Below are 14041 nucleotides of genomic sequence, written 5' to 3' on the forward strand. Positions count from 1 at the left end.
TTTAATTAAAAGGTAATTCGGCATTTTAATTAGTGCCGAATTACTCTAAGAATATAATTTTTTGTACCGGATTGTATGGATACTATGTAGGTGCCAATGGTTAAACTCTCCAGATTCAAATCCAGGTAATTAGCTTCAATTACATCTTTTCTTTCATCTGTTTTTACTAATTTTCCGGCCACATCCCAAACAAGAATAGTTGTTTTTCCATCCAACTTATTGGGAACAAAAATTCTTACTTCCTTGTGGGTTGGATTAGGATAAGCAATTAAATTTTCAATTTTTGTCCCACTTTGACTATTCAGAGCTATAATTTGGCTGTAAACGTGCTTGCCGTCAAAATCAACCTGTTTAAGGCGATAATAAATAGCTGAGGCAGCTACACTTACATCCTCATAGGAATAGGTAAGCAATGCATTACTATTTCCGGCACCCTCTACCTGACCAACCTGAGAAAAAGTAATTCCATCTACACTTCTTTCAATAGCAAAATAACGGTTATTCTTTTCTGTAACTGTAGCCCAGGTTAAGCTTGCTCTTCCATTTTGATACATACCTTTAAAATATAGGAGAGATACTGGCAATAGTATGGGTGAATTAAAACGAGTGGCTGCCGATGGGTTTCCATCGGGGCTTACACTATAGGTAACCGGTATATTCGTACTAATTCCGGTACTTACTTCAGTCGCCGTTATGGTAACAGTTCGCGTGCCAGAGATTAAGGTTGATAAATCAGAAACATATATTTTACCAGTGGTGAGATCTATACTGGTTCCCGGTAGAAAACCAGTGCCGGTAAAAGTATATTGGTTATTGTTAGGTAATTGAGGTGCCGCTATAATTTCTTTAAATACATATTCGCTGCGCGGGTAAGCTGGATTTACTATGTAATTAATAGCACAATTAATTACTGTTAAAGAAACAATGTTGGAAGGTACCAATGCACAATTTTCATTGGAGGCTTTCACGGTAAAGGAAGCATTCTGGGTAATATTCACGTAAAAGTCAATGGGTCCAGAACCGCTATAGCTTCCCCAGGAAACTTCGGGTGTTGTACTGTTATTGCGGAATAACTGATAGGTATAGTTGTTTTGCGGATTAGTAACCGAAATTACCGTAGTTCCATTGCCACAAAAGGAAGTTGGTGAACTGGAAATTGTGGGTACAACTGTAGTAATTACTGTTATTACTGATGAACCCGACATAGTTACGTTGTTACAAGCAGTTGGCGCACTAGCTTGCACCGTTAAGGTAGTATTGGCGGTTAAAGAACCGGAGGTTAATGTAATGGAACCACCGGTTCCCGTAACTGGATTACCGGTAGAATTAGTGCCAGCGAAAATCTGATATTGAACTCCAGACTGGGAACCGGATAAAGTAAGTTGGGCAGTGCTTCCGCTGCAAACAGTTTGAGAAGCTGGCGAAATATTAAAAACAACAGGTAGATTATTAACTGTTATAGCGGCTGAACCAGTCATGTTAATATTAGTACAACCAGCAGGGGCAATGGCCTGAACTGTTAAGGTGGTACTGGTAGTTAAGGGACCGGAAATAAGATTGATGGCCCCACCTGAACTTAATACTTGTGCTCCACTAGGAGTACTTCCATTATAAATTTGATAGTAAATACCCGATTGGGAGTTAGCTAAAGTAAGAGTAGCTGTGCCGCCACTACATATTGTTTGATTGCTGGTAGACAAAGTATAAATAGTTGGAGGATTGTTTACCGTAACCACCGTAGACCCACTCATATTAACATTGGTACAACCAGTAGGCGCAAAAGCTTGTACGGTTAATGTAGTACTAGAACTTAGACTTCCTGAGGTTAAGGTAATACTATTTCCGGAAGTGCCACTCACCGGATTACCGGTTGGTGTACTACCATTATACAATTGATATTGAATTCCTGTTTGAGAGCCAGACAAAGTCACTTGAGCGGTACCTCCACTGCAAATGGTTCGATTTCCGGATGTAATATTAAAGACTGCAGGAGGGTTATTTACCGTAACCACTGTAGACCCATTCATGTTAACATTAGTACAACCGGCAGGACCAATAGCTTGTACGGTTAATGTAGTGCTGGTGCTTAAACTTCCGGAAATTAAGTTAATACTGTTTCCTGTAGACCCATTTACTGGATTGCCGGTAGGCGTACTGCCATTATATATCTGATATTGGACTTCTGTTTGGGAGCCAGATAAAGTAAGCTGTACTGTTCTGCCACTACAAATAATTTGAGTTGCTGGAGTTACATTATAAGAGGTAGGAGGTGTATTTACTGTAACAACCGAAGTACCGGTCATAGTGCTAGTGCAACCAGTAGAAGATGTTGCCTGAACCGAAAGACTTGCATTAGCGGTTAACGCCGCAGAAATAAGCGTAATAGTGCCTCCTGTACCATTTACTGCATTTCCACTGGGTGAGCCGTTTATAAAGATCCGGTAGCTAACACCACTTTGGGAATTAGATAGATTAATAGATGCCGTATTCCCAGTGCAAATAGATTGGGTAGCAGGAGCAACAGTATAAGCGGTTGGAAGCGGATTTACGGTGACCACTGAAGATCCATTCATGGTAACGTTGCTACAAGCGCTGGTGGGTATTGCCTGTACCGTTAAGGTAGCATTAGCATTTAAAGGGCCTGAAGTTAGCTGAATAGCATTCCCTGTTGACCCTGCAACTTGAAGCCCACTTGCAGCGCCGTTAATGTATATTTGATAATTAACCCCAGTTTGGGAATTAGATAAAGTAACTGTTGCCGTACCCCCACTACAAATGGATTGGGTAGCTGGAGTAACGTTATAAACGGTAGGTGGGGTACTAATAGTAATTACATAACTTCCTGTTAAAGGAACAGTTCCACAAGAAGCCCCAACTTTGTAGGCTCTTACCATAAGGGTAGTATTAGCAGTTAAAGTAGCTGATGTTAAAATAATCGTACCACCCGTTCCTAAAACAGACGAACCACTTACGGCATTCGTATTAACATCGTAAATTTCGTAAACTACTCCATTTTCAGAACTAGCCACTGAAATTCTAGCTACGCCACTGTTACAAAAAGCATTAACAGTTGCTAAAGAAGTTGGGGGAGCAGTACCAGGTGGTATACAGGAAATAATAATGCCTGTACTAGGATCACTTTCGCTACAACCCGTACCAGCATTAGCGGCAACAGTGGCCGTAACCCGAAGCCCAGCTGCCACCTCACTAGCTGATATTCCTGTGACTGTCCAAGTTCCAGGTCCGGTAATAGTTGCTGTTTGAGAAAGGGGTGAGCCATCAATGTATAGCCGAATAGTGCTGGGGTTAGTAACCGTTCCAGAAATTGAACCAGAAATTGAAGTAGCACCTTCGGTAACCTGGTTAATTGTAATGGAACCGCCACTTGGCTTGGTTGTTACGGACACCGTAACCGAATTACTACTTACATTTTTGTTAGGAGCCGTGGCAGTTGCATAAAAAGTAGATCCTCCGGTTAACTGACCTGCTGGAATCGTAGCGGTCCAATATCCAGCGGAACTAACGGTTGTAGTTGCTAAAGCTGTGGCTACTCCGGTCTTGTAAATAATAATAGTGGTACCAGCAGCTTCTGTGGAAGTACCGGAAACAGATGTGATAGAGGTGGAAGTACAATAGGTACCCGTAATAGTAGGTACCGTGCTAGCTACTCCACAATTTGTTCCCACTGTTATACTATTGGAGGCAGCCGAAAGACCTTTAAAGCCGGAAGCATAAGTATTATCAGGCGCTTTGGCCTTTACAGTTAAAACTACACCGGAACCATAAGCATAACGTGTATAATCTATGGACCAAGCGCCTGTAGCACTAGCCTGAGCAGCAGATACCAAGCTCCCATCCGCGGCAACATTGGCTGGTTCGCCGTTTACAAATAAATATATCAAAGAATTTGCCTCGGAAGTACCCGTAATTGTTGTTGTAGTAGAGCAAACAAATGATGTGGAAATTACAGGGGTTGCGGTGGTTTTTGTGGGATTAGTAGTTGGCGTTAAAGAGTTACCACTTAAATATTGTGGAGTAGATCGTGGTGATTCGCATCCATTTGCCGTAACAGTAGCCGTTATTGTTGCATAGCTCGTAGCGTTGCTACAAGAATAACTAAATGCAAATTGGGAACCTGGACAACTAGTTGGTATGAATTCATAAACATACGATCCAGCCGTGGAACTCGATAATGCAACTGTTCCTGCAAGAAGAACACCATCCCGGTAAACCTTTAAAGTACTTGAAGTTAAACCAGCATATGCTGTTGTAATAAGTACCGTTTTGGAACCGTTTTGGGTGGCGATGCTGCTGGGTGCTTGAGTAGTACATACCCCCGATGGAGCATTCGCTACAATTACTGCATTAGAAGCCGCCGAAAGTACAGCCGGACACGAACTAGTAGCAGCATAACTAATTTTAGCCGTGATAATTTCACCCGTAGTTAACGTAACCCCGGCGGTAATTGGAAAAGTCCAGGTGCCATTACTGGCTACGGTTACCGGAGTAGTAGCTATAATTTCGGTAGGGGTAGCAGAGGTAGAAGTAGCCCGGTAAATTCTAACGGTGCCTCCAATTTCGGTAGAAGTGCCCGAAAAGGAAGTTGAGGTTATTCGAATGGAAGAATTGAGTACCGGTGAATTTGGAGTTCCTTTACAAAATTCTCCATTTTGCAGTTGAGTTAAGCTAGTTGGAGGAAAGCTGTTGATAACATTGCGCCAAATATTTTTAGGATCATTGCCGTATAAACGGTCATCTACGCCTCCCACATCGGCTGCCGTTCCAGAGATGCCACTTTGCGCACTGGTTATAGTAGTACCCGACATTCGCATTGGGGTACTGGCAGTAACAGCACCGTTGAAGTTTGAAAGCGGAATATAATAATCATAAAAATAATCGGCGTCTCCTCCGCTCCTGGTTAGGGCAACGCTTCTTTGTGAATAATAATTAACGTCACCGGTAAATAGAGTTTTTTGTGAAACAGCTCCGTTTACGGGCCGGTGATCAATTAATTGTACCGAAAAGTTAGTAGCCAGCAATAGCTCAAATTCAAAGCCCGGATTAGCTGTAGCATAGCCGGTTGGGCTGGAGGGGTTAGTAGGAGTGGCAAAAGTGTTATCTGTATCCAGGAAAATACTAAACCCTTTAGATGCCGTAGAGGTACCACCTACCCGAACCCGGCATAAAATATTGGTGCCATCAAAGTATATTCCCCAAGGTGGTTGGGCTAAGTCCGTATGGCCCCCGGTAGCTCCCGTAATTACATCTCCAAGAGGCTCGGAACCAAATAAAGGCAAGGCCCGGTAAGGAATTTCACTGTTGGTACCTACGTCACTACCAACAAATCCAGAAGTAGAAGTTGAAACGTAACCATCACCGTTTGGATCTAAAACTTGCGGAGAAGGGGCAGTAGATTTCTTGTAAATTAACCCTGGTGTTTGCCCCCAAGCTTGATTTATCAGAAATAAAAATAAAATAAAACAAATACTAGTCTTCCAAATTACCGAAAGATATAATTTTGCAACAATCATATAAGAATAGTACTATAGAAGCGAAAGTATGCAAATATATACAATTGTTATAATTAAGTTTATATCATTAATGGTAAATAACTAAAAACTTGTTAAATTGTACTAATTAAACGATGAATAGTAAATTTTGCTCGTTAAATGAAATAAAATTTGATTATCTAGATTAAAATAAATTTTAAATGAAGGTTGCTGTGATATTAAAATTTATAATAATAGTTATATTTATTAAATTATAAATTTGATTTTAAATTAAAAGAGCTATTGGCCTTAATCAAAATAAGTCAGTTTCAAAAATAAGTGGTTATAGATTTAAATATTATTTTCTAAACTTTGATAAATCAATCAGTCATTTTTTTGATTTAAAACCTAATAAGGCACCCTTCAGAAATCAACACAACAACTCATTTCTGAGGTCAGGTACTTTTCCTAATTTCTATTTTCCTAATTCTTAAACATATTCTAAATGAGTCAAGACAACTATTTACTGTGGGAGCGCTTAACCTATACGAGCAAAAAATAAATGCCTACCTTTGCGGGTAGTACTTAAATTAGTTTATGCAAACCATTTTGTTACCGGAACATCGTGTTTTCCCGATTATAGCAACTGCTGCCGCCCAATTACAGGCAGAAGCTTACGTAATTGGTGGGTTTGTGCGCGATTTGATTTTGCAACGGCCTTCTAAAGATATTGATGTGGTATGCGTGGGCGATGGTCCGGCATTGGCCCAGAAAGTAGCCGATTTATTACCCGAAAAACCAAACGTTACTGTTTTCAAGAATTTCGGTACGGCAATGTTGCGCGCCGACGATTGGGAAGTGGAATTTGTGGGCGCCCGTAAAGAATCTTACCGCAGCCATTCCCGCAAACCCGATGTAGAAGCAGGTACCTTAACCGATGATTTAAACCGGCGCGATTTTACCATAAACGCGTTAGCCATATCTTTAAACCAATCGGATTATGGCACTATTATCGATCAGTTTAATGGCTTAGGCGATATCCGGCAGAAACTTATTAAAACCCCGTTAGGTCCAGATATTACTTTTTCCGACGATCCTTTGCGTATGATGCGTGCCATCCGGTTTGCTACCCAGTTAAATTTTGATATTGAACCGGATACCTACGATGCCATAAGCCGCAATAAAGAGCGAATTAATATTATTTCGAAGGAACGGATTACTGATGAATTAAATAAAATTATTTTAGCCGCTACTCCCTCTTACGGCTTTAAATTGTTGTTCCAAACGGGTTTACTGGAATTGATTTTTCCGAAAATGACGCAACTGCATGGAGTGGAAACCATGAATGGAAATTCGCACAAAGATAATTTTTATCACACCCTGCAGGTACTCGATAATGTAGCGAAACAATCGAATGATTTATGGCTGCGTTGGTCGGCTATTTTGCATGATATTGCTAAACCTGATACCAAGCGCTATTCCGAAAAAGTAGGTTGGACGTTTCATGGCCACGAAGACCGGGGTGCCCGAATGGTACCAAAGCTATTTGCTGAGTTAAAGTTGCCTTTAAATGAACACATGCGCTTTGTGCAAAAATTAGTAAAATTACACTTACGGCCCATTGCTTTGGTAAAAGAATCTGTAACCGATTCAGCGGTGCGGCGCCTGCTTTTTGAAGCGGGCAACGATATCGACGATTTAATGATTCTTTGTAACGCCGATATTACTACCAAAGACACAAACAAGGTAAAGCGCTATCTGCAAAATTTTAAAAAAGTAAATCAGAAATTAAAACAGGTAGAAGAAACAGACAAGCTACGTAACTTTCAGCCGGTTATTACCGGCGAAATTATTATGGCTACTTTCGGTATAAAACCCTCGCGGGAAGTAGGTATAATTAAAGAAAGTTTAACCGAAGCAATCCTGGAAGGCTACATTAAGAATGAATACGACCAGGCTTTTGCGTATATGCTGCAAAAAGGCCAAGAAATGGGATTACAACCCGTACGAGCAGATAAATAGATTTACTTACTTATTAATAAGTAGTTTTATCCTGATAAATCCGGAGGGTATCTATTGGGTTTTTAGAAAGTATCTAGGGTGGATTGGCGTAATCAGAGGAATACATTCCGGGAAAATTAGAACATGAAAAAAAAGTACAGAAGTTACTTTTTACTATAATTTCATCTACTTGCTTTAAAGTAGCTGTATCTACCACTTTAGGGGGAGCTATGTTTGCGGGAATAACAAAATAATCATGGGGTTTTACCTTTGATTTACCTGCTACATAGGGTTTTATGCCTGCTTTTTTATTGTACCACTGCCAACCCCAAAATCCAACGGACCAAGTGGTATTTTCCGGCAATAATTTGCTTTTAATAGCATAAGCCTGGGTTCTGTAAGTATTGGCATATATCCAATCAGATGCACCCAAGAGTAAACTGAAAGTGCCGGTAAATACTATTGTTATTACTTTTAATTTTTGGGAAGCATAGTCTATTAAATTTGTGCCCAGAATAATTATGGCTGGCATAATTAAAAGAACATGCCACGTTGCCGTAAAAGGAGCAAAAAAGATTATAAAACCGCTAATAACAACCAGCCATAAATAAAGAAGATGGTATGGCTGATTTATGCTCTTTGCCGTGGTAAAAAAAATACGAACGAGTGGCTGCGTATCTAAAAGGAGGTACAATAAAGTAAATCCATTAGCGAAAGAACACATCCATAAAATTCTTTTTGCCTCTCTTTCCGGTATAAAATCAAAGTAAGTTAAAACAACAAGGGCTATAAATAAGGGAATAGTAATAAAGGCTAAAAACCCAAAGTTTTTCCGGTACTTATTAGTAAATCCGGCCACAAACAACAAAGAAAAAGGTGTAATAGCGCCTAAGCACACAATAAATGCCATTAGGTTTAATGCAACTCCCAAAAGCGTTAAAGAGGAAGTAGGGCGATTAAGGTGAATAGAACCAAACTCAGATATGTTAAACCCAGACCATAAAGCTAAAACTCCCAATGGCAACAGTATAGTTGCCAGGTATTTAAACTTTTTGGTTATAATTGGGTGAGCGGCTAATACAATAAGTAAAGGAAGCGAAGTGTATTTAAGGAGCAAAGCCAAACTTAAAATAGAAGCAGCAAATCCGTAGCGCAGCCATTCATTTTTAAAACTGGGTTTAATAAGTAGGTAGATAAATAAAAGGTGTAAACTTAATAATGGAATATCCACCATTACATTTTGGTTAACTAAAAAAGCAGGATTTAAAACTAAGAAGCAAGTTGTTAGAAGGGCATGTTTGGGAACTACAATCTGGGTTAGTTTATAAAAATAAATTATAGCCAGAAAAGTAAAACCAGATTGAAAAAGATGCAGAACAAATTCGCTGTAACTAAAAAAATGGCCAATTACAGCTAAAAAATAGAAGTATAAAGGAGGTTGATTATACGTGTAAATAGGTGCGTAGCCATTACTCCAAAATATTAACCCCGACATAGGTTTAAATGGATGCCGCTCTATCCATTGAGCCGCTTCGATATGGAAAGTATCATCAATATGAAAAGCCTTAGTACTATTTAAAATAGTGGCAACAAGCCACAAAAGCCAAAGTACCCAATATTGATTATTCTGTAACGAAAATTTCATATCCAAGAAAGCGGCCTAGCAAAACTAACGTGGATTGTTTACTAACAAAAATATTCACCGCTTAGTCGATCACCCAAAACCTGAAAAACTTCAGAGTAACGGAGCGGTATTATAAGTATTAAAATTCGGATAAATAGTTTATTCGTTTACTAAAAGGCAAATAGTTAAGTAAAAAGTTATTTAGGTGGCTTATATTTCTACTAAATACCTGGACAAAATAAATATTCATTCTCACGCACAGCTTTAATAGAAAAATAAGCACCCTTATCCTCTTAAACTTAGGAGAGAAGCTTTCACTCCTACTTATCATCCATAATTTAATTAGTCTTTTTATTTAAATAACGGGACACAAGTAATTTACTAAACATTCCATTGAAATTGGAATAAACAGCATTAACATGTAGTTACTAATACACAAAAAAGTCTAACATCTTATATCTTAATTCTTGTATCTTTTTAGGTACGTGTATTTAATGACAAAAAAAGACTAAGGTGCTGCTACCTTAGTCTTTTCACTATATCTGTTCAATAGTTTTTTAACCCTTCCGTTGAATTTTCGATGCGCCGGAGGCATCTGAACTTACATTGGCTGGGTTACCACTGTAACTTATATGGCTAACGCCTGAGGCCCCAGCTTTCAATTTTTCGGTTACGTAAATATTAGCCTTTGATGCACCCGATAAATCTAAATCGGCAGTTTTAGCCTTAAAATTGGTGGCTTGCACGTTGCAGGCGCCCGAAGCACTTATTCTTAAATCATTCGTTTTTCCGGTAAGGGTAGTTCTGGCTGCTCCGGATAAATCCAGTTCCAATTCATCGGTATTCAGGGCAACACTGGTTTGTACTGCCCCCGACTGACTAATACGGCATTTATCTTCTTCGAAGCCGGAAATTTCAGATTTAACTGCCCCGGAAAGGTCTACCCGCTCTAAAGTAGGTAAAGTAATTTCAATCAAAACATTAGAACGATCGTTTTTAGCAAAATCCCAGAAATTTTCGTTCGATTTAAATTCAATGGTACTACCATTTTGTTCCGCTTTCAGGCTAGAGATTCCTTCCTGATCTCCCCGGGCCCGTACCGAAAACTCATCGCCTTTTTTTATTCGGGCATGGTACGCTCCTCCTACGGTTATGGCATCAAAATCTTTAAAGTCAAAAGTTTTTTCTTCTGGTCCGTAGTCATCCCAATCGGCCATTAAGTTATCATCCACCACATTAATATCTATATCGACTAAGTCTTCTTCATTTTGCGTTTCGTCTTCAACTGGAGCTTCTTTTACCGGGCAAGTAGGGCAGGAAAATTTATCGTTGCGAAATTCCCAAACGGCTCTTTTCGTAACCGGATTATTAAAGTCATAGTCCTCGTCGAAGTAGTTGGGAATCATGTCAACAAATTCCTGATTAAGGCGAAACTTCTTATTTTCAGGTAAAAATACTTTTAACGATAATTGCTGTTCGCGGAAAGCTGCATTTTCATTCAGCCTGGCTTTACGATCAAATATTAAAGTTGAATCTTGGTGTTGTATCCGGTAAGTAAGCATTTGGGCATTTGTTTTAGCTTCCGCTTCGGTTCTACCTTTGGCACGAAATTCCTGCACCACCCGGATATTAGAACCAGTAGTACTTTCCAGTTCAAATTCGTTCAGCCACTGTTCCGTAGCAGAATTAACATTGCGGGCATTTAACAACACCGTTTGAAAGTTGGTTACCGGATAAGAATTTTCTGTAATAACTTCACCTTGTTCGTTAAAATTTTGCTTAAATACGAAAATGGCACTTCCCATTACAAACAAGCTTACCACCCACACCGCAAACATCGACCAGCCGGCTAAGGGTTTCAGGAAAAAGCGTTTAGTGAGCAAACCCACCGCAATTATCAAGAGAAATAAGCTCGGAATAAAACCTGCCAGAAACCCGGCCACCATGCCGTAGCCCGGAAAATCACGGGTAAATAATTGCATGGGTCCATGAAAGTCGGACTGCGTAATTTGTTCGCTAAACAAACCAGTACCTACTCCTAAACCAAGAAATAAAGCAAAAATAAAACTCAGGGAGGTAATTAGTAAAATAATACCTGCAATAATTCGAATAGCCGAACCTAGAAAATTAATAAACGGACGAAGTGTCTTAGATAAAACTTCTAATACTTGAGCTACCAGCCGAACCGGAAATAATAAAATCCGGGCTAAACCACTTTCCTGACCATTCTCGTCGCGCATCCGCAAGTTGTTTTTGAGCGATTCTTCAATGCCGGATAAAGTTACCGGATTGCCCTGCATTTGCACGCGGTCGGTAATGGTGGTGGCTAGCGGAACCACTAGCCACAACACGATATAAATAGGAATACCCAAACCACCAAACAGCACTGATAATAAGAAAATCAGCCGCACAATGCCCACATCCATGCCAAAATAAAGCGCTAGGCCACTACAAACCCCGCCTAATTTTTTATCTTCGGGATCGCGGAAAAGCTTTTTCGCGTTTACTTCGGCCAGTGTATAACTTTTTGGTAAAGCTATCCAGCAGATAACGTAAATAAAGGCTACGAACCCCGCCGAAACTCCAGCAGTAAATATTCCTAGTAAGAAAAAGAGCACAAAAACCAAGCGAATCCAAAGTGGATCGATGCCTAGATAATTGGCCATACCGGCAGATACCCCGCCAATAACTTTTCTGGTTTCGTCGCGGAACAAACGTTTAGGACCTTGGTTAGGAATAGGGCCACTTTGCGTGTTATCCGAAGTAGTTTGATTAAAAGATTCGGAAGTACTTTGGGTAGAACTATACTTTTGATTCAGGTCTTCTTCTTCCTCGAGTTGGGCAAAGTCTTGCACGCTACCCATCTGAGCAATTAAAGTCTGTACGTCTTCTTGCGTAATTACCTGTTTGCCGGGGTTTAATTTGCCCGAAAATACTTCTGCTATTCTGCCTTCAATATCTGCTACAATTTCTTCGTGCCCCGCATAATTAGAAAAGTATGTTTTTATAGCGGCTAAATATTGCCGCAATTGCTCGTAACCATCCTCCTCAATGTGGAAGATAAGGCCTTGCAGATTGATACTTATATTCTTTTTCATGATGCTTGTTTTTTATGCTTCGTTATGAATTCGATGGAGGCAATTACTTCCAGCCAAGTCTGGCGCAACTGTTCGAGAAAGTCTTTACCCGTTTCAGTAAGAGTATAATATTTACGGGGTGGTCCTGCCGTGGACTCCACCCAGGAATAGTCGAGAAGTCCAGCATTTTTGAGGCGGGTAAGCAGCGGGTATAGCGTGCCTTCTACCACAATCATTTTCGCGGCGGTTAGCTCGTCCAGCATATCCGACGCGTAGACTTCACCACGAGAGATAATTTCCAAAATGCAGAACTCCAGAATTCCCTTCCGCATCTGCACTTGAGTGTTTTCTACTTTCATGATGGTTTGCGTTTAATGTTCGATACAAATATAATGGAAGGTACTATGTAAAACAAGGTACTTGATAAAAATATTTTTTATTTTGCTATTTTTCACATTTCTGTTCAATTTTTTCGGGGATAAACTTTTAAAATTTTATTTTTAGTAGTATAATTTCTAAAGGAATAAATTTAGTATATTGCTTTATAATAAGGATTTGATAGGATTTTATTAAGATTAAATATTGTTTAAAACAAATATATTTTCATCCAAATAAATTTTTAAGCAAAACAACCTAGAATCTTTCTTACAAAAATTTTAATACTGCTTTTAGATAAATTTTAAAAGGAAGATTTAAAACAGATAAATTAAAAACTACTTTTCATCAGAAAACACTTTTATTTCACCTTAAAAGGTAATGCTTAAGCGGGTTATATTTTTAATACCAGTTCTGTTACTGCTTTTTACCTTATTACCTTTTGCGGTTCTAAGCCAGATTACGGCTCCTAAGTACAGCAATGAGTTTCTGAACCTGGGAATAGGAGGTAGGGCTTTGGGAATGGGAAATGTACAAGTTGGTATTGCCGACGATGCGAATGCCGGTTACTGGAACCCAGCCGGTTTGCTGCAAGTAAAAAATAAATACAACTTAGCTTTAATGCACTCCGAATTATTTGCGGGCATAGTTAAAAATGATTTTGCCGCTTTTGCCTTACCTTTAGATACCAACAGTATCCTGGGTTTTTCCCTTATCCGGTCGGGGGTAGATGATATAGCGGATACCCGCCGGTTAAAAAATCACGAATACGGTTATTACCAGTACGACAGTATTCGGTTTTTTTCGGTTGCCGATTACGCTTTCCTGATATCTTATGCTCGCCGGAGTAATTTGATTAAAGGTTTACGAGTAGGGGCAAACGCTAAAATTATTTACCGCAATGTGGGCGTTTTTGCTACTGCCTGGGGTTTTGGCCTGGATGCAGGAGCGCAGCTGCAGCGCCAGAATTGGCAATTTGGCTTCATGGCCCGCGATATTACCACTACTTTTAATGCCTGGAGCCATAACCCCGACGAAATGAAGTACACCCAGTTACTTGTGGATTCTACGGCGGGTTTACCCAAAAACACGATTGAAATTACCTTGCCGCGTTTAATCCTGGGAGTAGCGCGAACCATTCCTTTGCCCAAAAATTTACTTTTACTGCTTGCTGCTGACCTGGATTTTACCTTCGATGGAAAACGGAATGTACTTCTTAAAACTAACCTGTTCTCCCTGGATCCTAAAGTGGCCTTCGAGTTAAGTTATAATCGCCTGGTTTTTTTGCGGGCTGGAATAAATAATTTACAACAGATAAAAGAATTTAACGGGCAGGAAACCTGGCAATTTCAACCTAATTTCGGGGTAGGGGTAGCAACCAATGGCTTAAAACTAGATTTAGCTTTATCTAAAATAGCGGATAATGCCAATGTTTCGTCGATTATGGTTTCGTTGGGTTACGCTTTTGATTAATA

General features: G+C 39.7%; 6 protein-coding genes. 2 read left to right on the top strand and 4 right to left on the bottom strand.

From position 1 onward, the window contains the following. Nucleotides 1-29: 29 nt before the first annotated feature. Complete coding sequence (locus tag HUW48_RS07600; protein ID WP_182415104.1) at nucleotides 30-5531, bottom strand: Ig-like domain-containing protein; 5502 nt, start codon at nucleotides 5529-5531, stop codon at nucleotides 30-32. A gap of 555 nt (nucleotides 5532-6086) precedes the next feature. Between HUW48_RS07600 and HUW48_RS07605 the strand changes: the two genes are divergently transcribed. Further along, nucleotides 6087-7511 (top strand): CCA tRNA nucleotidyltransferase, encoded by a 1425-nt coding sequence (locus HUW48_RS07605; RefSeq protein ID WP_182415105.1) that lies wholly within the window; start codon nucleotides 6087-6089, stop codon nucleotides 7509-7511. A 73-nt stretch (nucleotides 7512-7584) separates the two neighbouring features. Here the strand turns inward: HUW48_RS07605 and HUW48_RS07610 are convergent, their stop codons facing one another. The 3 genes from HUW48_RS07610 to HUW48_RS07620 all read right to left on the bottom strand — a co-directional run bounded on the left by HUW48_RS07610 (nucleotide 7585) and on the right by HUW48_RS07620 (nucleotide 12550). Further along, nucleotides 7585-9135, bottom strand: a complete 1551-nt coding sequence (locus tag HUW48_RS07610; protein WP_182415106.1) for an ArnT family glycosyltransferase — start codon at nucleotides 9133-9135, stop codon at nucleotides 7585-7587. A 536-nt stretch (nucleotides 9136-9671) separates the two neighbouring features. After that, entirely contained in the window at nucleotides 9672-12212 is a 2541-nt protein-coding gene (locus HUW48_RS07615) for a PspC domain-containing protein (protein ID WP_182415107.1), read from the bottom strand. Continuing rightward, the gene (locus HUW48_RS07620) at nucleotides 12209-12550 is read right to left on the bottom strand and encodes a PadR family transcriptional regulator (protein WP_182415108.1); all 342 of its coding nucleotides are present in this window, start codon (nucleotides 12548-12550) and stop codon (nucleotides 12209-12211) included. Before HUW48_RS07620 ends, HUW48_RS07615 begins: the two co-directional genes overlap by 4 nt. 397 nt (nucleotides 12551-12947) lie before the next feature. Between HUW48_RS07620 and HUW48_RS07625 the strand changes: the two genes are divergently transcribed. Continuing rightward, nucleotides 12948-14039, top strand: coding sequence for a putative type IX sorting system protein PorV2 (locus HUW48_RS07625; RefSeq protein ID WP_182415109.1), 1092 nt, complete (start codon nucleotides 12948-12950; stop codon nucleotides 14037-14039). Nucleotides 14040-14041: the final 2 nt, after the last annotated feature.

The sequence above is a fragment of the Adhaeribacter radiodurans genome (genome assembly GCF_014075995.1).
Lineage (GTDB): Bacteria > Bacteroidota > Bacteroidia > Cytophagales > Hymenobacteraceae > Adhaeribacter > Adhaeribacter radiodurans.

Coding starts and splice junctions, on each gene's coding strand:
- HUW48_RS07600 (WP_182415104.1), bottom strand. CDS start 5,531: ATGATTGTTGCAAAATTATATCTTTCGGTAATTTGGAAGACTAGTATT.
- HUW48_RS07620 (WP_182415108.1), bottom strand. CDS start 12,550: ATGAAAGTAGAAAACACTCAAGTGCAGATGCGGAAGGGAATTCTGGAG.
- HUW48_RS07610 (WP_182415106.1), bottom strand. CDS start 9,135: ATGAAATTTTCGTTACAGAATAATCAATATTGGGTACTTTGGCTTTTG.
- HUW48_RS07615 (WP_182415107.1), bottom strand. CDS start 12,212: ATGAAAAAGAATATAAGTATCAATCTGCAAGGCCTTATCTTCCACATT.
- HUW48_RS07625 (WP_182415109.1), top strand. CDS start 12,948: ATGCTTAAGCGGGTTATATTTTTAATACCAGTTCTGTTACTGCTTTTT.
- HUW48_RS07605 (WP_182415105.1), top strand. CDS start 6,087: ATGCAAACCATTTTGTTACCGGAACATCGTGTTTTCCCGATTATAGCA.